At 65.5% G+C, this 22182-nt stretch carries 17 protein-coding genes; 10 read left to right on the top strand and 7 right to left on the bottom strand.

Annotated elements, in window-relative coordinates; genetic code table 11:
- Window positions 1-9: 9 nt before the first annotated feature.
- Both ACZ5AC_RS15625 and ACZ5AC_RS15620 read left to right on the top strand, forming a co-directional pair.
- Window positions 10-930, top strand: a complete 921-nt coding sequence (locus ACZ5AC_RS15625; RefSeq protein ID WP_464248496.1) for an RluA family pseudouridine synthase — start codon at window positions 10-12, stop codon at window positions 928-930.
- Window positions 927-2483 carry an ArnT family glycosyltransferase gene (locus ACZ5AC_RS15620; RefSeq protein WP_464248495.1) on the top strand — a complete coding sequence of 519 codons (1557 nt, stop codon included), beginning with the start codon at window positions 927-929 and terminating at the stop codon, window positions 2481-2483. The genes ACZ5AC_RS15625 and ACZ5AC_RS15620 overlap by 4 nt, the downstream gene beginning before the upstream one ends.
- Here ACZ5AC_RS15620 and ACZ5AC_RS15615 read toward each other — a convergent pair.
- The 7 genes from ACZ5AC_RS15615 to ACZ5AC_RS15585 all read right to left on the bottom strand — a co-directional run bounded on the left by ACZ5AC_RS15615 (window position 2480) and on the right by ACZ5AC_RS15585 (window position 9236).
- Window positions 2480-3262 carry a sugar phosphate isomerase/epimerase family protein gene (locus ACZ5AC_RS15615; protein WP_464248494.1) on the bottom strand — a complete coding sequence of 261 codons (783 nt, stop codon included), beginning with the start codon at window positions 3260-3262 and terminating at the stop codon, window positions 2480-2482. The two genes, ACZ5AC_RS15620 and ACZ5AC_RS15615, sit on opposite strands and share 4 nt — an antisense overlap.
- Before the next feature lies 1 nt (window position 3263).
- Window positions 3264-4487 (bottom strand): L,D-transpeptidase family protein, encoded by a 1224-nt coding sequence (locus ACZ5AC_RS15610; protein ID WP_464248493.1) that lies wholly within the window; start codon window positions 4485-4487, stop codon window positions 3264-3266.
- A gap of 28 nt (window positions 4488-4515) precedes the next feature.
- Window positions 4516-5079, bottom strand: a complete 564-nt coding sequence (gene pyrE / locus ACZ5AC_RS15605; RefSeq protein WP_464248492.1) for an orotate phosphoribosyltransferase — start codon at window positions 5077-5079, stop codon at window positions 4516-4518.
- A 10-nt stretch (window positions 5080-5089) separates the two neighbouring features.
- Window positions 5090-6382, bottom strand: a complete 1293-nt coding sequence (gene purB, locus ACZ5AC_RS15600; protein ID WP_464248491.1) for an adenylosuccinate lyase — start codon at window positions 6380-6382, stop codon at window positions 5090-5092.
- Window positions 6383-6460: 78 nt separating this feature from the next.
- Window positions 6461-6709, bottom strand: coding sequence for an FmdB family zinc ribbon protein (locus ACZ5AC_RS15595; RefSeq protein WP_464248490.1), 249 nt, complete (start codon window positions 6707-6709; stop codon window positions 6461-6463).
- Between the two features lie 244 nt (window positions 6710-6953).
- Entirely contained in the window at window positions 6954-8063 is a 1110-nt protein-coding gene (locus ACZ5AC_RS15590; RefSeq protein WP_464248489.1) for a DUF362 domain-containing protein, read from the bottom strand.
- A 3-nt stretch (window positions 8064-8066) separates the two neighbouring features.
- The gene (locus tag ACZ5AC_RS15585; protein WP_464248488.1) at window positions 8067-9236 is read right to left on the bottom strand and encodes a homocysteine biosynthesis protein; all 1170 of its coding nucleotides are present in this window, start codon (window positions 9234-9236) and stop codon (window positions 8067-8069) included.
- A 117-nt stretch (window positions 9237-9353) separates the two neighbouring features.
- On the opposite strand from ACZ5AC_RS15585, the gene ACZ5AC_RS15580 reads away from it, so the two are divergent.
- From ACZ5AC_RS15580 to ACZ5AC_RS15545, 8 genes are all read left to right on the top strand, one after another.
- The gene (locus ACZ5AC_RS15580) at window positions 9354-10634 is read left to right on the top strand and encodes a DnaA/Hda family protein (protein WP_464248487.1); all 1281 of its coding nucleotides are present in this window, start codon (window positions 9354-9356) and stop codon (window positions 10632-10634) included.
- Between the two features lie 21 nt (window positions 10635-10655).
- Complete coding sequence (gene dnaN, locus ACZ5AC_RS15575) at window positions 10656-11810, top strand: DNA polymerase III subunit beta (RefSeq protein WP_464248486.1); 1155 nt, start codon at window positions 10656-10658, stop codon at window positions 11808-11810.
- 40 nt (window positions 11811-11850) lie between these two features.
- A complete protein-coding gene (gene gyrB / locus ACZ5AC_RS15570) occupies window positions 11851-14262 on the top strand; it encodes a DNA topoisomerase (ATP-hydrolyzing) subunit B (protein WP_464248485.1) in 2412 nt (803 codons plus the stop codon).
- 38 nt (window positions 14263-14300) lie between these two features.
- Window positions 14301-16838, top strand: coding sequence for a DNA gyrase subunit A (gene gyrA / locus ACZ5AC_RS15565; RefSeq protein ID WP_464248484.1), 2538 nt, complete (start codon window positions 14301-14303; stop codon window positions 16836-16838).
- Between the two features lie 234 nt (window positions 16839-17072).
- Window positions 17073-18005, top strand: a complete 933-nt coding sequence (locus tag ACZ5AC_RS15560) for an aspartate carbamoyltransferase catalytic subunit (protein WP_464248483.1) — start codon at window positions 17073-17075, stop codon at window positions 18003-18005.
- A 14-nt stretch (window positions 18006-18019) separates the two neighbouring features.
- On the top strand, window positions 18020-19294 hold the full coding sequence (locus tag ACZ5AC_RS15555) for a dihydroorotase (RefSeq protein ID WP_464248482.1): 1275 nt from the start codon (window positions 18020-18022) through the stop codon (window positions 19292-19294).
- An 80-nt stretch (window positions 19295-19374) separates the two neighbouring features.
- The gene (locus ACZ5AC_RS15550; protein ID WP_464248481.1) at window positions 19375-20748 is read left to right on the top strand and encodes a sigma-54-dependent transcriptional regulator; all 1374 of its coding nucleotides are present in this window, start codon (window positions 19375-19377) and stop codon (window positions 20746-20748) included.
- Between the two features lie 50 nt (window positions 20749-20798).
- On the top strand, window positions 20799-22121 hold the full coding sequence (locus ACZ5AC_RS15545; protein WP_464248480.1) for a tRNA nucleotidyltransferase/poly(A) polymerase family protein: 1323 nt from the start codon (window positions 20799-20801) through the stop codon (window positions 22119-22121).
- The last annotated feature ends 61 nt before the right edge of the window (window positions 22122-22182 follow it).

The following is a 22182-nucleotide window of genomic DNA, read 5'->3' as shown; positions in this document are numbered from 1 at the left end:
GGAGGGCCCATGCAACCGGTCAGGACGGCGGTTCAGATTGTGGAGGTCGGGGCGGAGGAGAACGGCCGCAAGCTCACGACCTTCCTGCAGGCGCGGCTGGGGCATCTCCCGGCCGGTCTCGTCATGCGCCTTGTGCGCACCGGCCAGGTGCGCATCGACGGCCGCCGCTGCAAGCCCTTCGACCGGGTGTCCGCGGGGCAGAAGGTGCGCATCCCGCCCGTTACCGTCGAACTGCGCGAGGAGGCCGGTCCGGCCCGCACGGACCTCGACATCGTGCACGAGGGCGCGGACATGCTCGTGGTCAACAAACCATCAAACCTGCCGGTCCACGCCGGCACGGGCTGGACGGACTCGGTCCACGACCGGCTCAAGGTCCGCTTTCCCGGACAGATCTTCACCCCGGTCCCAGTCCACCGCCTGGACCGCGACACCTCGGGGTTGCTGCTCTGCGCCAAGACCCACGATTTCCTGCGCGCCATGCACGAGGCCTGGCCCGGCACGACCAAGGCCTACCTGTGCTGGGTCGAAGGGGCCTGGCCGGACCGGGGCTGGACGACCATCGTCTCGGACCTGGCCAAGGCCGCCACCGCCGGGGGCGAGAAAGTCGTTTCCGGGCAGGGGCGGCGGGCCGTGTCCCATGTCCATCCCGTCAGCCTCGCAGCGGGCCGCAGTCTGGTGCTGGTGGTGCTCGGCACCGGCCGCACCCACCAGATCAGGGTGCATCTGTCCGACCGTGGCCACGCCATCGTCGGCGACCCCAAATACGGCCGCGGCGGGGGGCTCATGCTCCATGCCGCCTTCCTGTCCTGGCCGGGACACGCCTATTTCGCCCTTCCGCCCTGGACCGGGGATTTTCAGGTTTCCCCTGCCTTGGCCGGAACGATCAACGACATCATCACCACCGCTCCCGCCAAGGAGGGGGCTTCATGAACGAACGCCAATCAAGCGCCCTGTACTGGGGCGCAAGCCTCGCCCTCATCGCCCTGACCACCTGGGTCAGGTACTGGTTCGTAACCTCGGGACAGCTGGGCCTCTCGCCCGACGAGGCCCAGTACTGGGACTGGAGCCGGACCCTGCAGTGGTCCTACTACTCCAAGGGGCCGCTCATCGCCTTCATAAACGCCCTGAGTACGTTTTTTCTCGGTGCCACGGAACTGGGCGTTCGCGCCGGGGCCATGGTCGGCGCGGTCCTCATGCAGCTGGCCGTGCTGGGCTGGATCGGGATATGGCTGCGGCGCATCCGTACGGCCTTCTGGACCCTCGTGGTCTTGAACACGACCCTGCTCTTCATGGCCGGGGGGCTGCTCATGACCACGGACAACCCGCTGCTGGCCTGCTGGATTCTGGGCATGATCTGCCTGAGCCTGGCCGTGGACAAAGGGAGCCTCCCCCTTTTCATTCTCATGGGGCTTTTCCTGGCGTTGGGCATCGCGGCCAAGTACACCATGCTGCTTTTCATTCCGTTGGCAATGGCTGCGTCCTTCTGGATCGGCCGGGGACAGGACCTGCCGGCCCTGTTCTGGCCGCGGCTGCTGAAGTCCCTCGGCATCGGCGGCGCGGCCGGGCTGCTGCCCATCCTGGTCTGGAACGCCACCCACGACTGGGCCGGGATCAAGCATGTCCTCTACCGGGGAGCCATGGCCGGGGAAAAGGCCAAGGTCTTTTTCGAGCTGAAGAATTTTCCCGAATACCTGGGCAGCCAGCTGGGCGTGGTCACGCCGTGGTGGTTCGCCTTTCTCTTCATCGGGGCCTGGCTGGTCGGCCGCCAGCTCCTGCGGAGGCAGGCCGAGCCGGTTTTCCCCTGGCTGCCGCGTCCCATGGCCATCATCCTGACGGTCTTCTTCTGGCCCGTGTGGCTCTTTTTCCTCTTCTGGAGCCTACACGCCAAGGTCGAGGCCAACTGGTCGGCCACGGCCTACCCTGCCGGCATCCTGCTGGCGGCCATGGCCCTGGAGCGCTTTGTCCACCGCGAGCCGCGGCCCAGGTGGCGTTTCGCCTGGCCCGCGCTCGGCGTTGTCGTTTTCGCCGTCCTTCACATGCAGGCATTAATCCCCTTTGACGGGGAGAAGAACCCCGTGCACCGGCTGCGCGGCTGGCAGGAACTGGGGCAGAAGGTCGACGAGGCGCGGCAGGAACTGGGCGGGTCCGATGCGGCGTTCGTCTTCGGCAGCGAATACGGAGTCACGGCTGAGCTGTCCTTCTACGTGCCGGGACAGAGGCGGGCCTTTTGCCTGGCCGGCGGCCGCAAGATGAACCAGTACGATTTCTGGCCGGCTCCGGACCCGGCTGCCCAGAATGCTGTTTTCGTGGTCAAGGGGGAAAAGGGGAAGGTTGCGGAGCGGGTCCTCGAACTCTTCGAGAGCGTGGACGAGCCCAGGGTGGTGACCACCGCCCAGGGCAGCCGTCTCGGCCAGACCTTCACGCTTTTCCTGTGCCGCGGATACAAGGGCGTCTGGCCGGCCCAGGAGGGCGGAAACTTCTAGGCCGGGCAGCGTCCGGGATTTCGGGCCAGGTAGGCCTCGGTCGCCAGGAAATCATCCTTCGTATGCGGTTCGAAGGTGACGGTGACCGGGGCCTTTCGTTTTGCCAGGAAATCCCAGAGCCTGTCCCATGGAACGGCGCCCTGTCCCAGGCCCAGGTGCTGGTCCGCGCTGCCGTCGTTGTCGTGCAGGTGCAGGTGGCCGAGAAACGGGTCCAGGGCCGTGAGCCATTCGTCCAAGTTGCCGCGCTCGCCGCCGCGGGCGAAGCTGTGCCAGTGTCCCAGGTCCAGGCAGGCCCGGACGACACCCGGCAGGGCCGAGAGCACCCGGACATGCCACTGCGGGTCCGCCTCGAACACGTTCTCCAGGAAAAGGGGCGCGCAGGCATGTTCCAGGACCGTCGTCCAGGTGGACAGGGAGTTCTCCAGCCACTGCTCCTGGAACGCGGCGTACGTCAGGTGATTGTAGTCCAGGTGGGCGATGAGGTGGGCTGGCTCGTAGACCTGCGCCGCGTCGAGAGCGTGCAGCAGGCGTTCGGTGGCGGCCCGCCGCACCAGCGGGTCGAGGCTGCCGGGATGCAGGTCGAAGAAGGGCAGGTGTACGGCGCAGGTCAGGCCTGCGTCGTGGAACATCCGGGCGTTTTCGGCATGCCGGGCCGGGCTCGTGGAGTCCAGGGCACGGGCGTCGAAGCCGAGTTCGGGGTTCAGGCGCCGCGAGAGGAAGAGTTCCAGATAGGCGGGGTGCTCGTCCAGGTAGCGCAGGGGCAGGTTGACGAAGGCCATGTCAGGAAGCGGTGTGTTCCCTGGCGATGACCCAGGACTCGAAGTTGCCGGGAAGGAAGAGGAAGGTCCGTGGCTGTCCGCCCGCCGGCCGCAGGACCGCCTCGACGCCGTCCTTCGTGACGCGCACGGAAGGTTCGGCGCGGAAGGGGTTCGGTTTGCCGCGTTCCTTGTCCAGGGCCGTGGCGATGGCGTCGCGTCCCTGGTCCCTGTCGCGGCTGGCCGTGCGGTCGTAGGCTTGGACGAGGGATTTCAGATCCCCCCTGTCCCAGGCGTCGGCGCATTCACGCAGGCGCTCGCGGATCTCGCGGCCGGCCAGAGAGGCGTAATCCGGCCGCGGGCCCAGGTTCTGGGGCACCCACTCCTCGCCGACGATCTTCCACAGCTCGACCTTGCGCATCCAGTACAGCCGCCGCCAGCCCTCCTCGCCCTGGGGATAGGTGCGCTGGGCGAAGGCCGAGACCATGTAGCCCGGCCCTTCCAGCACCTGCAGATCCTGCATGCGGATGTCGACCCAGGGGGAGCGGGAGAATTCCTGCAGGGTTTTGCGCTTGAACTGGTCGAAGCTCATGCCTGCGGACTTTTCGAAGCGCTCGGGATCGTAGATCTCGAAAAACGCCCCTTCGCGCCGCTCCCTGGCCTTGACCCAGCCCTTGGTGCCCATGACGATCTCGGGCGGGGGGCCGAATTTTGCCGTCTCGCCCCACTTCACCCCGTCGGCGATGACCACGGGGCTGGCGTTGATGCGTACGTGCCGGTCCAGCCGGTCCACGACGTCGTTTTCCAGGACCACGCACCCGAGGGTCTGGCGCGGGCCGAAGGTTCGGCCCCGGCCGTGGATCATGATCCCGTCGCCTGTCTTGCCGAGGACCCGGTCCGCGGGGTTGGGGTAGTTGAGGGGGTAGGCGGTGTTGCCGAAGCGGTCGAAATCGAGCCCGCCGGTGGCCTTGCCCTGCAGGAAGTAGACGCCTTCGGGCGTCTTGCGGTCGCCCTCGAGAAGCTTGCCCCCGCCGCGCATGCCCGTGGTGCAGGACATGCTTTGCAGCGTGCGCAGGGCCCCGCCCTGGCTCTGCAGCAGAAAGGCGCGCTGGCGGCCCATGTCCACGGCCATGAACTGGGGCGGCAGGTTCGTGCGCGGGGCGAGGGTCGGCACCCAGCCTTCGGCGAAGGCGCAGGTGGCGGCCAGTGCGAGGACCAGGACCGTGAGCTGAAGGAAGCGGGTGACCATGGCAGGAAAAAGGGAGGCCGGGGCCTCCCTACAGTTTCGCGGTTTCGACGAGTTCCCGGCGGGTGAAGATGGTCTGCAGCTGGAACCCGGCCTTCTCGATGTTCTCCCGGCCGCCCTGTTCGCGGTCCAGGACGCCCATGATGGCCACGATATTGAGGCCCTGCTCGCGCACGCGGTCCACGGCCTTCAGGAGCGTCCCGCCGGTGGTGATGACGTCCTCCAGCAGGCAGACGTTCATGCCCGGCGTGAAGTTCTTGAGGCCCTCAAGATACTGGTTGGTGCCGTGGCCCTTGGGCTGCTTGCGGATTATGAACCCGGGCAGGGGGTAGCCTTCCAGGTGCGAGACCACGGTCACGGCCGAGACCAGCGGGTCGGCGCCCAGCGTCATGCCGCCCACGCCCTGGACGCCGCCCTTGGCGCGGATCATGTCCAGGAAGAACTTGCCGATGAGCCACGCGCCCTCGGGGTGCAGGGCCGTGTGCTTGCAGTCGAAGTAGTAGTCGCTCTTCTGGCCCGAGGTCAGGGTGAAGTCGCCCTCGAGGTAGGACTTCTCGATGAGCAGGCGGGCCAGTCGTTTTTTCAATTCAAGCATGGTGTATCACCTATTTGAAGACGCGGTCGAACACGGTCTGTTCGTGCCGCAGATAGTAGTTCAGATCGAAGGCCTGGTCCAGTCGCGCGGCGTCGAGACGGGCCGTGATGTCGGCGTTTCCGCGCACAGCCTCCTCGAAGGAGGTCCGCTCCTGCCAGCAGCGCATGGCCACGGCCTGCACCATCTCGTAGGCCTTCTGGCGTTCCAGGCCCGTCTCCACCAGGGCCAGGAGCACGCGCTGGGAGAAGAAGAGGCCGTAGGAGCCCATGAGGTTGCGCTGCATGTTCTCGGGGATGATGCGCAGGTTGGCCAGAACGCCGCTTAGGCGGTTCAGCATATAATTCACCATGATGGTCGAGTCGGGCATGATGACGCGCTCCACCGACGAATGGCTGATGTCGCGTTCGTGCCACAGGGCCATGTTCTCCATGGCGGCCAGGGCGTTGGTGCGCACCAGGCGCGAGAGGCCCGTCAGGTTCTCGGCCGAGATGGGGTTCTTCTTGTGGGGCATGGCCGAGGAACCCTTCTGGCCCTTGCCGAAGCCCTCCTCTACCTCCAGCACCTCGGTGCGCTGCAGGTGCCGCAGTTCCACGCACAGGCGTTCGACGCCGCCGGCGATGAGCGCCAGGGCCGTGAAGTACTGGGCGTAGCGGTCGCGCTGGATGACCTGGGTCGAGATGGGATCCACATTCAGGCCCAGGATGTCCAGAGCGCGCCTTTCGAGCTCTGGCTCCAGCTGGGCGTAGGTGCCCACGGCGCCGGAGATCTTGCCGTAGCGGATGTTCTCCAGGGCGGCTTCCCAGCGTTCGCGATGGCGCTGGAACTCGGCGTGGTACACGGCCATCTTCAGGCCGAAGCTGGTGGGCTCGGCGTGGATGCCGTGGGTGCGGCCCATGCACAGCTGCCCCTTGTGGGTCTCGGCCATCTTCGCGATGGTGCCCAGGAGCCGGTCCAGGTCGGCCAGGATGATCCGGCCGGCGCGGGTCAGGAGCACGGCGTTGGCCGTGTCCACGATGTCCGAGGACGTGCAGCCGAGGTGGATGTAGCGCGACGAGGGCCCGACCTTCTCCTCCACGGCCGTGAGGAAGGCGATGACGTCGTGCTTGGTCGTCTCCTCCAACTCCAGGATGCGGTCCAGCTCGAAGTCGGCCTTCTCGCGGATGACGGCCATGTCCTCGGCCGGGATGACGCCCATGGCGTGCCAGCCTTCGCAGATGGCCAGCTCGACTTCGAGCCAGACCCGGAATTTGCGTTCCAGGGTCCAGATCTCGCCCATTTCCTTCCGTGTATAGCGATCGATCATGATGGTGGGGTGTGGTTGATGTTCGGGCCCCGCCGTGGACGGGGCCGAAAATGAAAAAGGCAGCCTAAGCTGCCTTGATCAGGACGCCGAAGAGGATGTGTCCGCGGATGTTGAGGGCGTGGAGCTTTTGCTCCCGTTCCCGCCGGACTCCTTGCTGTATCCGGACGCGTACCAGCCGCCTCCCTTCAGGACGAAGGAGGTGTTGGAGATAAGCCTCTGGGCAGTGCCCCCGCAGACCGGACAGATTTTTTCCCTGTCCTGGAAATCCTTCTGCCATTCCTCGAAAATCTGGCGACAGTCTTCACAGCAGTATTCGTAGATGGGCATGGTTACCTCCTCAAAGACGACAGAGCCTACTTCTTGGCAGCAGCGGCCTTGGCTTCCTTGATGCGTTCCTTGATGCGCTCGGCGCGGCGCTTGCGGCGGCGGGCGATCTCTTTCATGCGTTCGATTTTCTTGTGGGCCATTATGCAATCCTCCAATGGGGTGAAATTTCTTCTGGCGCGAAGCAAGGGCACATATAATAGCCTTGCCGCATTTGTCCAGCCTCTTTCGAGCCCGATTTCACGGTTCATACCGGCTGCAGCGCGTACTCCCGCGATCCGAGGCCAAGGCTCTGGGCGTACTCGAGCAGGTACTGCCCGCGCACATGGCCGTGGATGGCCGCGAACTTGTCCTCACCGGGCGCGATGCCGGAGGGCAGGGCGCTCGGGTGCAGGGGCTGGGCCTGGTTGACCAGGTCCAGGCAGGCCTGGTCCAGGGCCACCGGGTCCCACGACCCCAGCAGGCCCAGGTCCGGGCAGACGGGCGCGTCGGAAAAGCCCATGCAGTCGCAGCCCGGGCTGACCTGCTGGATGAAGCTCAGGTGGAAGGTCCTGCGGGAGCGGGAGAGCAGGGCCGCGGCGGCGTACTCGGCCATGCGCTCCAGGAACGTGTTCACGTCCACCCGCCAGTCCACTTCCAGGCCGCCGCTGCGGCAGACCAGGAAGCAGGCCGCGCAGCCCGCGCACTTGTCGCGGTCGATGGAGATTTTGCCGTTCAGGTCCAGGCGCAGGGCGCCGTGGCTGCAGACCTCCACGCACTGGCCGCAGCCCGTGCAGTGGTCTGGCTTGACCGAGGGGCCCAGGCCGCAGTGCTGCTGCATCTTGCCCCTGCGCGTGGCGCAGCCCATGCCGACGTTCTTGATGGCCCCGCCGAACCCGGCCAGTTCGTGGCCCTTGAAATGGCTGACCGTGACCAGCATGTCCGCGTCCACGATGTCGCCACCCAGGTAGGCCGCGTCGAAATGTCTGCCCGGGCAGGGAACGGCCCGTTCGTTGCCGCTTTTCAGCCCGTCGGCGATGACGACCGGCGCGCCGAGGACGTTGGGGTCGAAGCCGTGGGCCGCGGCCTGCAGGCAGTGGGACACGGACTCGCCGCGCTGGCCCACGTAGAGGGTGTTGGTGTCCGTCAGAAAGGGTTTGGCCCCGCACTTGCGGATGAAGGCCAGCAGGGGCGTGAGCTGCAGGGGCCGGATATGGGCCGTGCCCCCGCCTTCGCCGAAGTGCAGCTTGACGGCCGTCAGATCCCCGGAACGCAGCTCCGCCCCCAGGCCGGCGAGCTTGAGCATGCGCTTGACCTTGGCCTCGAAGGGGGCCTTGCGCGAGGCGCGCAGGTTCCAGAAATAGACGGCCTCGGCCATGGCTTACCTCGAAGGGATGGGTTCCTGGGCCTCGGTCAGCAGGAAGCGCCCTTCCAGGATCCAGCGCTTGAGCTCCTCGGCCACCTCCAGGGACAGGGTGTAGCTGGTCAGGGGCGTGGTCGGCACGTCCTTGCCCTCCACGCTGATGACGCCGCTCTTCAGTTCGGCGAAGGTGACGTGCCCGTACTTGGACGGGTATCCGTTGGGGTAGTCCTCGCCGTAGTCGACCACGGGCACGTGGATGTCCTCGTCGGCCACGCCCGTGAACCAGGCCATTTCCTCGTCCAGGATGGGGATGGGGATGCCCATGCCCACGGCCAGGGAGCAGCCGTAGCCGACGATGCTCACCCCGCGCAGGTAGCGCGCGTTCATGCCCTTGAGGTCGCCCTTGACCATGAGGGTGCCCGAGGCGCTCATGGGGACGCCGCGCTCGTTCCGCTTGGGCTCGGCCACGTGCTGGGTGCCCTCCCCGATGACGTAGCCGATGCCGCCGCCGAGGAAGATGCGCGTACCCAGGCCGATGGTCCGGAAATACGGGTCGTTCAGCAGCGGGCTCAGCTCTCCGGCTGTGGCGTAGTTGGCATTGCCGAGGTTGGACTTGAGGGGGCCCATGTAGGTGTATTTGAGCTTGCCCGTGCGGTTGATTGCACAGTTGTAGTTCTGGTAGCAGTTGCGGGGGTTGAGCAGGATGGCGTTGCGCAGCTCGGCCAGGGAGATCTTCTTCTCGATGGCCTTGCGCGGGTAGCAGTCCGTGCCGTAGGCCTCGGCCTTGAGATGCACGCGCTTGCCCTTGACCAGGTCCTCGATGACGTGGCCGCCGCCGTACTTGAACTGTCCGGGGTAGACCTTGTTCAGCGGGTCCTCTTCGGTGGGCTCGGTGACGCCGACGTAGCTGTCCACCGCGGCCAGGCCGGCGTAGCAGGGCACGCCGTTGAGCCAGACCTTGGCGGTCTTGATGGTCGGGGGTTGCTGGCCGATGTTGAACAGAAGGCCCGACGAGCACATGGGGGAGAAGGTGCCGGTAGTGACGACATCGACCTTGCGGGCGGCCTTGACCTTGCCTTCCTTGCGAACTAGGCTGGTCATTTCGCTGGCGTTGAGGACGACGGCTTTTCCTTGCCGGATCTTCTCGTTGATCTCGGCGATGGTTCTGACTGTATGCTGGGCGCTCATGCTTGTCCTCCGAAGATGATATCGGGCCGATGCCGGTCCGCAGGGCGTGACTGTGCCCGAATTGCACGCCGGAGTAAACCGGCCGCCATGGCGGATCGAAGATAATTGGGAGTTGAATTGAGCAGGGATCAGGTCGATGCGGCCCTGGAGCGGGCCTTTTCCTCCGAAGAGCTGGGCAGGTGGCGCTCGTCTCTTGGCATGAGCGTGGAAGGCGGCGTTCTCACGGTGCGCTTCCCGCACATGTATTTCGCCGACTGGTTCGAGAGCCACGCCCGGGAGCGTTTTGAAAGCGCGCTGAAAGGCACGGGCCTGGCCCTGGCCTACGAGTGCCGCGACGGCAGCCGCTCCCGCATCGTGCGCGAGGCGCGTCCGGCCTCCGAGGAGCTACCCTTCGGGTCGGAGTTCATTTTCGACAACTTTCTGGTCAACACCAAGAACTACTTCCCCCTGGCTTCGGCCCAGGAGGTGGCCCAGAGCAGCCACGCGCCCTACAACCCCTTCGTGCTCTGCGGCGAGAGCGGTTCGGGCAAGTCCTTCCTGCTGCGCGCCATCGCCAACGCCAAGAGCGAGAACGGCCGGGACGGGATCCACGTGGCCGGAGTCAACGACCTGCACGAACTCTTTTCCTCCCGGCCGGACGCGCGCAAGTTTCTGATGTCCATGCACTTCCTGGCCGTGGACGACCTGCAGGAGATCGAGCGCTACCCGTATCTGCAGGGGGAGCTGCTGGCGCTGTTCGACCATTTCCACCTGCACCGCAAGCAGATGGTCTTCGCGTGTTCCGGCAAGGTGGCCGGGCTCGCGTTCCTGACGCCCAAACTCAAGTCAAGGCTTGAGTGGGGGCTGACCGTGACCCTCAAGATTCCGGACCTGGACATCCGCACCCAGTACGTCCAGTCCCGCTGCCGGGAGCGCCGCCTGGACCTGCCCAAGGACCGCATCCTCCTGCTGGCCCAGCGCTTTCCGGACCTGCGCAACCTCGAAGGATGCCTGCTCAAGCTCTGGGCGTACCGCGAGCTGGTGCACGACCAGATTTCCGACGAGGAGTTCGACAACATCCTCAACTACCTCGACGACCGCTCCGTGACCTCCCTCAGCGTGGAGCAGATCATCGACGCGGTCTGCGCCCAGTTCGACCTCACCGCCGAGGAAATCCTCTCGGCCGGGCGCAGGCACGAGCTCGTCTTCGCCCGTCAGGTGGCCATGTTTCTCTGCCGCAAGCACCTCGGCCTGTCCTTTCCCGAGCTGGGCCGGGCCTTCGGCGGGCGCGATCATTCCACTGTCCTCTATAGTTGCCGGAAAATTCAGCAATTACAGAGAGATGATAAAAACATAAAATCCATGTTACAGGCCCTGACCGAAAAATGTCTGGCCATGAACGAAAAATCACCTGCCTGATCAGGACACAAGGAGACGGCGATGTTTTTGAAAGTGCGAAAGGAAGACGTCATCGACGGGCTGCTCAAGGCCTCGAACATCATCCCGTCCAAGACCGGAGCCGCCTATCTGCGCACGGTCTGGCTCAAGGCCGAGGGTGACACCCTGTCCATCCTGGCCACGGATTCGAGCATCGAGTTCGTGGGCGTCTATCCTGCCGTCATCAGCGACGGCGGCCTGGTCGGCGTGCAGGGCAAGAAGTTCTGCGAACTGATGCGCCGCCTGCCTCCCGGCGAGATCACCATGAAGCTCGACGCGACCTCCAAGCATCTGCACGTCGAGCAGGGCCGCCGCAAATACAAGCTGCCGGCCAACGAGTCCTCCTGGTTCCAGGATTTCAACCCGTTCCCGGCCGAGAACGCCGTGCTGTGGTCCGGCGACTTCTTCAAGGAGATCATCGACCGCATCGCCTTCTGCATCGCCGACGACGAGGACCTGACGAGCATGAACTGCATCAAGTTCGCGCCCGTGGAAGGCGACGACGTGGAGATCTGCGGCCTGAACGGCCACCAGTTCGGCCTGCTGCGCTTCACCAACGCCGACATCCGGGGCCTGCTCGGCCGGGACGGCTTCCTCATCTCCAAGAAGTATCTGCTTGAAATCCGCAAGTGGCTGACCAACGACGAGATCGAGATCAGCCTCTCGGACAAGCGCCTCTTCCTGCGCACGGGCAACCGCAAGGAGGCCTTCAGCCTGCCGCTCAAGGCCTACGTGTTCGCCGACTACCGCAATTTCATCAACCAGTACAAGGACCGCTTCGCCTCCAACCTCACGGTGGACCGGCACGAGCTGACCGACGCCCTGGACCGCATCTTCGTCTTCAACACCGAGGCCAACAAGGCCACGTTCTTCGCCTTCGGCCCCGAGGAGCTGTCCCTCTACTGCCAGGGACAGGACATCGGCGAAGGCACGGAGCTCATCGGCTGCCAGTACCAGGGCGAGCTGGCCAAGATCGCCCTGCCGACCAAGGTCATCCTGGAGATCCTGGGCCACTTCGTGTCCGACTCCCTGACCTTCTCCTTCGTCGGCTCTTCGGAGCCCTGCCGCATCACGGGCAAGGACGACGCCAACTACATGATCATCACCATGCCCGTGGAGATCACCGAAGACACGTATTACAGCGAAGAGGAACTCTAGTTCCGCCGGACAATAACGCTCCATGACACAAGAACAAAACATGACAAAAACATCGACATACACCGCGGACAACATCACCGTCCTCGAAGGCCTGTCCGCCGTCCGCATGCGGCCGGCCATGTACATCGGCTCGACTAACATCAACGGCCTGCACCACCTCGTCTACGAGGTCATCGACAACTCCATCGACGAGGCCATGGCCGGGTACTGCGACCACATCAAGGTCACCGTGCACATGGACAACTCCGTGTCCATCGTCGACAACGGCCGCGGCATCCCCGTGGACATGCACCCCAAGGAGAAGAAGCCGGCTCTGGAAGTCGTCATGACCGTGCTCCACGCCGGCGGCAAGTTCGACAACGACACCTACAAGGTGTCGGGCGGCCTGCACGGCGTGGGCGTGTCCGTGGTCAACGCCCTGTCCGAGTACCTGGAGGTCACGGTCAGCCGCGGCGGCCAGCGCCATTACCAGCGCTACGTGCGCGGCGTGCCCCAGGCGCCCCTGGCCGTGGTCGGCGAGACCGACAAGACCGGCACCCTGGTGCGCTTCCGGCCCGACGAGGAGATCTTCGAGGAGCTCGACTTCCAGTACGACGTGCTGGCCAAGCGCTTTGAGGAGCTCGCCTACCTCAATCCCGGCATCAAGATCGAGTTCTTCGACGAGAAGTCCCAGAACCGCGACGTGTACAAGTACGACGGCGGTCTGCCCCTCTTCGTCAAGAACAAGAACCTGGACAACGGCATCCACCGCATCGTCAGCGGCTCCGGGGAGATGGAGGGAGTGAGCATCGACTTCGCCCTGCAGTACACGGCCGGGTACAAGGAGAACGTCTACACCTTCGCCAACAACATCCGCACCCGCGAAGGCGGCACCCACCTGCAGGGCTTCAAGACGGCCCTGACCCGCGCCATCAACACCTACATCGGCAACAGTGCCGATCTGCCCAAGAAGCTCAAGCAGAAGGTCTCGGGCGACGACGTGCGCGAGGGCCTGACCGCCATCATCAGCGTCAAGATCCCCAACCCGCAGTTCGAGGGCCAGACCAAGACCAAGCTCGGCAACTCCGAGGTGGCCGGTTACGTGGCGACCATCGTCTACGAGAAATTGAACGAATTCTTCGGCGAGAACCCCAAGGACGTGCGCCTGATCATCGAGAAGGTCATCGACGCGGCCCGCGCCCGCGACGCGGCCCGCCGCGCCAAGGAGCTGGTCCGCCGCAAGGGCGCCCTGTCCGACAACTCCCTGCCGGGCAAGCTGGCCGACTGCCAGAGCAAGGACCCGGCCGAGAGTGAAGTCTTCATCGTCGAGGGCGACTCGGCCGGCGGTTCGGCCAAGCAGGGACGCAACCCCAAGTTCCAGGCCATCCTGCCCCTGCGCGGCAAGATCCTGAACGTGGAGAAGACCCGCTTCGACAAGATGCTCCAGAACAAGGAGATCAAGGCCCTCATCACGGCCATGGGCGCCGGCATCGGCGAGGACGACGTGGACCTCGCGCGACTGCGCTACCACAAGATCATCATCATGACCGACGCCGATGTGGACGGGGCGCACATCCGCACCCTGATCCTGACCTTCTTCTTCCGCCACTACGAGGAGCTCATCCGCCAGGGCTACCTCTACATCGCCCAGCCGCCCCTGTACCGAGTGCACAAGGGCTCCTTCGAGCGATACATCAAGGACGAGGCCGAGATGAGCCAGTTCCTGGTCCAGCGCGTGGCCGAGGAGGTCAGCCTTGCGGTGGAAGGGCGCGAGCCCGTGGCCGGCCAGGAGCTGACCACTCTGCTCAACACCGCCCTGGCCCTGCGCGACCTGGCCGAGGACGTGGCCAACATGGGCATCCCCGAGGGCCTGTTCATGCGGGTAGTGAACGCGCCGGCCCCCCTTGAGCCCGACGCCCTGCGCGAGAGCGGCCCCGACGCGGCCTTCGTCGCGCACATGGCCGGGGGTGGGTACGCCCTGGAGCTGATCAGCGAGCACGACGAGTCAGGCAACGGCGAGGCCCTGGACAGCGAGGCGCGCCACTACCTGCGCTTCGTCGACTCCAACAACCACGTCATCCGCCTGGGCGTGGAGTTCTTCCACTCCAAGCGCTACCGCCGCGCCCTGGAGCTGCAGTCCAGAATCCGGGAAGTCTGCCCCGGCGGGACCTGGACCATCCGCCACAAGGACGCGGAATTCGAGGCCGCCGGGCCCTTCGACCTGCTGCGCCAGGTCCTGGATCTGGCCCAGAAGGGCGTCAATGTGCAGCGCTACAAGGGCTTGGGCGAGATGAACCCCGAGCAGCTCTGGGGCACGACCATGAACCCCGAGGTCCGCACCCTGCTGCAGGTCCGCATCGAGGACGCGGTGGAGGCCGACGAACTGTTCAGCAAGCTCATGGGCGACAAGGTAGAGCCCCGTCGCGAATTCATCGAACGCAACGCGCTCCTGGTCACGGACCTCGACATCTAGCGCGAATCAATACGATTTTACAATGAACTGAGGTGGATGTGTCGAACATCAGCATCGAGAAAGAACTGCAGAAATCCTACCTGGAATATTCGCTGAGCGTCATCATCGGCCGGGCCATCCCGGACGTGCGCGACGGCCTCAAGCCCGTGCACCGGCGAATCCTCTTCGCCATGCACGAGCTGGGCAACACGTACAACCGGCCCTACAAGAAGTCCGCCCGCGTGGTCGGCGACGTCATCGGCAAATTCCACCCCCACGGCGACTCGGCCGTGTACGACGCCCTGGTGCGCATGGCCCAGGACTTCAACATGCGCGACCCCCTGGTCGACGGGCAGGGCAACTTCGGCTCCATCGACGGCGATGCCGCGGCGGCCATGCGTTACACCGAGGCGCGCATGTCGCGGCTGGCCGGCTCCTTCCTGGCCGACATCGAGAAGGACACGGTGGAGTTCCGCCCCAACTACGACAACTCCCTGCAGGAGCCCTCGGTCCTGCCGACCAAGGTGCCCAACCTGCTCATCAACGGCTCCTCGGGCATCGCCGTGGGAATGGCCACCAACATCCCGCCCCACAACCTGGGCGAGGTGGTGGACGGCACCCTGCACCTGCTGGACAACCCGCAGGCCTCCATCGATGAGCTCATGCGCTACATCAAGGCCCCGGACTTCCCCACGGCCGCCCTGCTCTACGGCCGGGCCGGCATCCGCGAGGCCTACCACACGGGCCGCGGCTCCGTGCGCATCCGCTCCCGCGTCGAGATCGAGAAGCGAAAAGGGGACCTCGAATCCATCGTGGTCCGGGAGATCCCCTACGCCCTGAACAAGTCCACCCTGGTGGAGAAGATCGCCCTGCTCGTCAACGAGCGCAAGATCGAGGGCATCTCGGACCTGCGCGACGAGTCGGACATGAAGGGCATCCGCATCGTCATGGACCTGAAGAAGGGCGTGTTCTCCGACGTCATCATCAATCAGCTCTTCAAGTACACGTCCCTGGAGACGAGCTTCGGCATCAACATGATGGCCGTGGTCAACAACCGGCCGCAGCTCCTGAACCTCAAGCAGGTGCTCGAGTATTTCCTCGATTACCGCCGCGAGGTCATCATCCGGCGTTCGCGCTTCGACCTGAAGAAGGCCCAGCACCGGGCCCACATCCTCGAAGGCCTGCGCATCGCCCTGGACCACATCGACGAGGTGGTCAGCCTCATCCGCGCCTCCCGCACGCCGCAGGAGGCCAAGGAGCGCCTGCGCGAGCGCTTCGGCCTGTCCGAGATCCAGGCCCAGGCCATCCTCGACATGCGACTGCAGCGCCTGACCAACCTCGAGCGCGAGAAGCTCCTGGAGGAATACGCGGAGCTCCTCAAGCAGATCGAGTACCTGACCAGCGTCATCGAGAACCCCGAGGTCCTCAAATCCGTCATCCGGCAGGAGCTCCAGGAGCTGCGCGACACCTTCGCCACGCCGCGCAAGTCCGAGATCCTGGCCCATGACCCCGACTCCATCGACATCGAGGACATCATCCCCGACGAGCCCGTGGTCATCACCCTGTCCCGCAACGGGTACCTGAAGCGCACGAGCCTCGACAACTACCGCCAGCAGCGCCGCGGCGGCACGGGCATCACCGGCGTGCAGGTGGCCGACGAGGATTTCATCACCTCCATCCTGACCACCTCCAATCACCAGTACATGAACCTGTTCAGCAACAAGGGGAAGATGTACCAGATCAAGGTGCACCAGATCCCCGAGGGCGGGCGTACGGCGCGCGGCAAGCACGTGGCCAACCTGCTGCCCCTGGACAGCAACGAGTACATCGCCACGGCCATGACCTGTCGCGACCTGGATCAGGAAAAGTACTACTTCTTCTACACCCGCCAGGGCGTGGTCAAACGCAGCGTCGCGAGCCTCTACCGCAACGTCCGGGCCGTGGGCCTCATCGCCCTGGGCATGCGCGAGGACGACGAGCTCATCGGCGTGTGCGAGGTGGAGGCCGACGACGAGATGGTCCTGGTCACGGCCGACGGCTACTCCATCCGCTTCGCCTGCTCCGAGGTTCGGGCCATGGGCCGCTCGGCCACGGGCGTCAAGGGCCTGGCCCTGCGCAAGGGCGATCAGGTCGTGGCCGGCGTGGTCGTCGGCAAGGACTCCAGGCAGGAGCTTTTGACCATCGCCGAGAACGGCTACGGCAAGCGCACCCAGGTAGAGCACTTCCGGGCCCAGTCGCGCGGCGGCAAGGGCATCATCAACATGCGCATCACGCCCAAGACCGGCAAGGTCGTCGGCGCCATGATGGTCCACCCCACGGACGAGCTCATTCTGCTGACTTCGGGCAGCAAGATCATTCGCATCGGCATCTCCGACATCAGCCTGGTGGGCCGCGCCACACAGGGCGTGCGCCTGGTGCGCCTCGAGGACGAACAGACCGTGGTCTGCTTCGACCACGTGCCCACGGATACCGTCGAGACCGCCGGGGCGCCCAGGCCCAAGCCGGCGTCGACGGACCCGGTCGACTTGGACGATCCCGAGGATCTGCTGGATACGGACCTGCCGGATGACGACGGGCCCGAGGACGGCGAGGAATAGGGCATCGCACCAAAAGATGAAAAGGCGCGTTCCGCACGGGGCGCGCCTTTTTTGCGCGGATCGCGGGGGGCAATGCGGTACTGGACGCTCGGCCCCCGGTGGTGTAAGGGCCCATGCCATGAAACGTGTACGAAAGACCGTGCGTCATGCAGCAACAGGGGACAGGCCGGAAGGCGGGTCCCTTTTTTTTGGCCGCACGCCAACCATGGCCCCCAGGGCGGGACGGGAAGTGATATGAACTGGCGCCACAAGGATCTTCTGGAAATTTCGCAGCTCAGTCCGGGCGAGATCGGCCATGTCTTCGAGACGGCGGCCAGGTTCGCCGAGGTGAACCAGCGGCCCATCAAGAAGGTGCCCATCCTGAAGGGCAAGAGCGTGGTCCTCTTTTTCGCCGAGGCCTCCACGCGGACCAAGACCTCCTTCGACATGGCCGGCAAGCGGCTCTCGGCCGACACCTTCAGTCTGGCCAAGTCGGGCAGCTCCCTGCAGAAGGGCGAGAGCCTCAAGGACACGGCCCTGACCCTGCAGGCCATGAACCCCGACGCCATCGTCATCCGGCACTGGGACAGCGGGGCAGCACGCTTCCTGGCCGAGCGGCTGGAGTGCTCGGTCATCAACGCCGGCGACGGCTGGCACGCCCACCCGACCCAGGCCCTGCTGGACGGGTTCACCCTGAGCCGGGTCTGGGACTCCTTCGAGGGCAAGACCGTCTGCATCCTGGGCGACGTGGCCCACAGCCGGGTGGCCCGCTCCGACGTGGAACTCCTGACCATGCTCGGCGCGCGCGTGCGGGTCTGCGCCCCGCGCACCCTGCTCCCTGCCGCCGTCTCGACCTGGCCCGTGGAGGTCTTCTCCGACGTGGGCAGGGCCTGCGCGGGCGTGGACGCGGTCATCTGCCTGCGCCTGCAGCTCGAACGCCAGCAGGCCGGGCTTCTGCCGGACCTGCGCGAGTACGCCGGTACCTACGGCCTGGCGCCCAGGCATCTGGAGAAGGCCAACCCCGGCGTGAAGATCATGCACCCCGGCCCCATGAACCGCGGCCTGGAGATCGCCTCGGAGCTGGCCGACTGCGGCGCGAGCCTCATCCTGGACCAGGTCGCCGCGGGCGTGGCCGTGCGCATGACCCTCCTGCACCTCTATCTGACCCGCTCCCGGGTCTCGGCCTGAGCGGAGGCGGAAAAATGGCACATGTCGATCTGCTGATTCGAAACGTTTCCTGGCAGGACCGCGACTGCGACCTGCTCGTCGGCGACGGGAAGGTGGTGGAACTCGCGGACGCGGGAGCGGTCCAGGCGCCCGGGGCCCGGGTCGTGGACGGCGGGGGCCTCATGCTCCTGCCGAGCCTCATCGATGCCCACGTGCACCTGCGCGAACCGGGGCAGGAGTACAAGGAAGACATCGCCTCGGGCCTGTCGGCCGCGGCCGGCGGCGGCTTCGGCCAGGTCATGGCCATGGCCAACACGAGCCCCGTCAACGACAACGCCTCGGTCACGCGCCTCATGCTGCAGAAGGCGGCCCAGGCGTTTCCGGGGGGGCCCTGGGTGCGGCCCGTGGGCGCCCTGACCGTGGGCCTCGCCGGCAAGGAGCTGGCCCCGGCCGGGGAACTGGCCCGGGCCGGGTGCGTGGCCCTGTCCAACGACGGCGTGCCCATCGAGAACACTGAGCTTTTCCGGCGCTCCATGGAATACGCCGCGGACTTCGGCCTCAAGGTCATCGACCACTGCGAGGACCCGTGGCTTGGCCGCGGCGGGGTCATGAACGAGGGCGAGGTCTCGGGCCGCCTGGGCCTCAAGGGGGTGCCGGCCGTGTCCGAGGCCATGCAGGTGGCCCGTGACATTCTCCTGGCTTCCTACCTGAAGCTGCCCATCCACCTGGCCCACATCAGCTGCCGCGAGTCCGTGGAGCTCATCGCCAGGGCCAAGGAACGCGGCGTGCCCGTCACGGCCGAGACCTGCCCCCACTACCTGCTGTGGGACGAGACCAGAGTCGGCAATTACGACACGAGCGTGCGCGTCAACCCGCCACTGCGCACCCGCGACGACGTGCTGGCCCTGCGCCAGGCCGTGCGGACCGGGGTCATCGACATCCTGGTCACGGACCACGCGCCCCACGCGGCCCACGAGAAGGAAGTGACCTTCGCCGACGCGCCAAACGGCATCTCCGGGCTCGATACGGCCCTGTCCCTGACATACGAGCTGGTCCGCAGCGGCGAACTGGACTTCACCGACATCGCGCGCCTGTGGTGCTGGCGCACGGCCGAGATCTTCGGCCTGCCCGCCAACCGCATGCAGCCCGGCGACCCGGCGGATTTCGTCCTCTTCGACCCGGATCTGGCCTGGGTGGTCTCGGCCGAGGCGCTGCTGTCCAAGGGCAAGAACACGCCCTGCCTGGACAAGGAGGTGCCGGGCCGGGTCATGGCGCACTATCTCGGCGGGCAAAAGGTGTTTTCCAGGTAGGTTTTGCGCCGCCGCCTTGAGCCGCGGCGGGATTTGGGCTAGCCGTTTCTTTTGGAAGGGACTTCAGCCCGGGTGACGACATGGCCAACATACTCATCGTCGACGACGACCTAAGCCTGCGCGAGGTCCTGGAGATCGCGCTGCTCAAGAAGGGGCACGCGGTCTGGACCGCGCCCGACTCGGCCACGGCCCTGTCCGTGCTCCAGAAGCAGTCCATCGCGCTCATCCTCCTGGACCTGCGCCTGGGCCGGGAGAGCGGCATCGACCTGCTGGTGCGCATCCGCGAGACGTGGGCGGACGTGCCGGTGCTCATGGTCACGGCCTACGCCGACGCCAAGAGCGCCATCACGGCCATGAAGCACGGGGCCAAGGACTACATCTCCAAGCCCTTCGAACTGGACGACCTGCTCTACACCGTGGAGCGGACCCTGGAGACGGCGCGCCTCAAGGAGGAGAACGCCTGGCTCAAGGGCCAGATCAGCCGGCACTACGGCGAGATCATCGGCCACAGCCGCCAGATGCAGGCCGTCTTCGATCTGGTGCGGCGCATCGCGCCGACCAACATCAGCGTGCTGCTGACCGGCGAGTCGGGCACGGGCAAGGAGCTCTTCGCCCGCTGCATCCATGACGAGAGCCGGCGCCGCGGGCAGCCGTTCCTGGCAATCAACTGCGGCGGCCTGCCGGAGAACCTGGTCGAGAGCGAACTGTTCGGCTACCGCAAGGGGGCCTTCACCGGTGCGGACCGCAACAAGAAGGGCCTTCTGGAGATGGCCGAGGGCGGGACCCTCTTTCTGGACGAGGTGGGCGAGCTGGCCCCCTCGACCCAGGTCCGGCTCCTGCGCTACATCCAGGAGCGCTGCTTCATCCCCTTGGGCGGGACCGAGGAACTGCGCTCGGACGTGCGCATCATCGCGGCCACCAACCGCAACGTCGAGCAGTGCGTGGCCGACGGGGATTTTCGCGAGGATCTTTACTACCGCCTGAGCGGGGTCAAGGTGCATCTGCCCCCCCTGCGCGAGCGCGGCGAGGACGTGCTGGACCTGGCCGACCACTTTCTAGACAAGGCCTGCCGGGCCCAGAAGCGCCAGCTGAAAGGGTTCACGCCCGAGGCCCGCAAGAAGCTCCTGGCCTACGGCTACCCCGGCAACGTGCGGGAGCTGGAGAACATCGTGGAGCGGGCCGTGGCCCTGGAACTCGGCGACGCAGTCTCGTCCCAGTCCCTCGTCATCTACGAGAAGATCGCCGCGGCGGAGCAGGACGGCGGGGTCCACAAAGTCCTTTCGGGCCAGATGACCCTTGACGAGTACCTGGCCGAGCACGAACACCGGGTCATCGCCGAAGCCCTGCGCCGCTGCGGCGGCCACAAGGGCCGTGCCGCCGAGATGGTGGGCCTCAATTTCCGGCAGTTCCGCTACCGCTTGACCAAGGCGGGGGAAAAAGACGAAGATATTTGAACGGTCTCCGAACCACGACGACCGCCAACACGACTTTCAAGGAGACATTGATGCCTCAGCCGATAAAAGAAGCGGCCTCCATCTGCAAAACCATCATGCGCAACGGCTATGACGCCTATGTCAGCAACGCCGCCCTGCAGCGCAAGATTCTCGCCACGTCCAAGGACGCCGAGGTGGAGATCTGCACGGACATGGACCTGAAGGGCCTCAAAAGCCTTTTTCCCGAAGTGACCGCCGGCGAAGGCGGCATCGTGGCCCGCATGAACCAGGGCCGGGCGACGTTCCTCTTCCACCCGGCCGACATGGCCGACGCGTCCCACCCCGAGGCCTGCGTGGCGCAGGTCACGGGCACCATGCTCAAAAAGCTGGAGAAGGACGACGCCTTTCCGGTCAACTACGCCTGCCCGTTCATCCCCCGCTCCCGCGACGTGTACGACGGCTTCGAGAACATTTCCGGCGGTCAGATCAGGTTCCAGGGCATCCCCGACGAAACCCTCAAGCACGACTACCTGCGCGCCATCCGCGCCCTGCGCTTCTCGGCCAACTACCACCTGCCCATCGAGGAGAATTCGTGGATGTCCATCATCCGCGCCTCCCGCCGCGTCCTCGACTACGTCTCGGTCACGGACATCATGGACGAGTGGCGCAAGGTCGAGGCCGAGAACATGTGGCGTTTCGCCGAACTGCTCTTTGACTCCATGATCCTGCACGGCCTGGTGCCGGAGCTCGCCGCCCTGAGCCGCATCTTCCAGACCTTCGACGAGGAGGCCGGCCCCGTGTCCATCTGGGAGCACACCCTCAAGGTCATGAGCCACTATCCCGAAGAACTGCCCTACGACTGGTACGGCACCCTGGGCTGCCTCTTCCTCAATTGCGGCAAGCTCTACGCCGGCGAGGTCTACGACGGGCGGACCACGTTCTACCAGCACCACCGCATCGGAGCCAAGATCGCGCGCAAGATTTTGAAGCGCCTGCGTCTGAACACCGAGGAAGTGGACATGATCGTCAATCTGGTGCGCAACCACATGCGCTTCCACTTCATGCTCACGGACAAGGGCATCCGGCGTTTCAAGGCCGTGGACGACTACCCGCGCCTCATCGAGATGGCCCGGGCGGACATCAAGGCCAGGAATGCCAACTACACGGAATTCAATCACAACATGAAGATGCTGGAGCGTGCCGACATCCGCGAGGAACTCCTCGAACCGCTCCTGAACGGCAAGCAGATCATGGATCTGGCCGGTATCAAGCCCGGTCCGGCCGTGGGCCTCATCCGCGACAACCTGCTCCAGGCCCAGATCGCGGGCGACGTGAACACCATCGAGGAGGCCGAACGTTTCGTTCTGGCGTACAGGGAAAAAGAGCAGCTCTAACTCTTTGTTTCGTAACAATCTTTTCGTTTGCCGAAGGCACGAGGGGCGCGCGGTTCGCGTT

The sequence above is a fragment of the Desulfomicrobium aestuarii genome (assembly GCF_055385525.1).
This window is presented reverse-complemented; position numbering and strand designations above follow the sequence as displayed.

Excerpts from the sequence above, each read along its gene's own strand:
- ACZ5AC_RS15560 (WP_464248483.1), top strand. The coding sequence starts at position 17,073 with ATGAACTGGCGCCACAAGGATCTTCTGGAAATTTCGCAGCTCAGTCCG.
- ACZ5AC_RS15610 (WP_464248493.1), bottom strand. The coding sequence starts at position 4,487 with ATGGTCACCCGCTTCCTTCAGCTCACGGTCCTGGTCCTCGCACTGGCC.
- ACZ5AC_RS15585 (WP_464248488.1), bottom strand. The coding sequence starts at position 9,236 with ATGAGCGCCCAGCATACAGTCAGAACCATCGCCGAGATCAACGAGAAG.
- ACZ5AC_RS15615 (WP_464248494.1), bottom strand. The coding sequence starts at position 3,262 with ATGGCCTTCGTCAACCTGCCCCTGCGCTACCTGGACGAGCACCCCGCC.
- ACZ5AC_RS15545 (WP_464248480.1), top strand. The coding sequence starts at position 20,799 with ATGCCTCAGCCGATAAAAGAAGCGGCCTCCATCTGCAAAACCATCATG.
- ACZ5AC_RS15550 (WP_464248481.1), top strand. The coding sequence starts at position 19,375 with ATGGCCAACATACTCATCGTCGACGACGACCTAAGCCTGCGCGAGGTC.
- purB (WP_464248491.1), bottom strand. The coding sequence starts at position 6,382 with ATGATCGATCGCTATACACGGAAGGAAATGGGCGAGATCTGGACCCTG.
- ACZ5AC_RS15625 (WP_464248496.1), top strand. The coding sequence starts at position 10 with ATGCAACCGGTCAGGACGGCGGTTCAGATTGTGGAGGTCGGGGCGGAG.
- ACZ5AC_RS15590 (WP_464248489.1), bottom strand. The coding sequence starts at position 8,063 with ATGGCCGAGGCCGTCTATTTCTGGAACCTGCGCGCCTCGCGCAAGGCC.
- ACZ5AC_RS15595 (WP_464248490.1), bottom strand. The coding sequence starts at position 6,709 with ATGCCCATCTACGAATACTGCTGTGAAGACTGTCGCCAGATTTTCGAG.
- pyrE (WP_464248492.1), bottom strand. The coding sequence starts at position 5,079 with ATGCTTGAATTGAAAAAACGACTGGCCCGCCTGCTCATCGAGAAGTCC.
- gyrB (WP_464248485.1), top strand. The coding sequence starts at position 11,851 with ATGACAAAAACATCGACATACACCGCGGACAACATCACCGTCCTCGAA.
- ACZ5AC_RS15555 (WP_464248482.1), top strand. The coding sequence starts at position 18,020 with ATGGCACATGTCGATCTGCTGATTCGAAACGTTTCCTGGCAGGACCGC.
- ACZ5AC_RS15620 (WP_464248495.1), top strand. The coding sequence starts at position 927 with ATGAACGAACGCCAATCAAGCGCCCTGTACTGGGGCGCAAGCCTCGCC.
- dnaN (WP_464248486.1), top strand. The coding sequence starts at position 10,656 with ATGTTTTTGAAAGTGCGAAAGGAAGACGTCATCGACGGGCTGCTCAAG.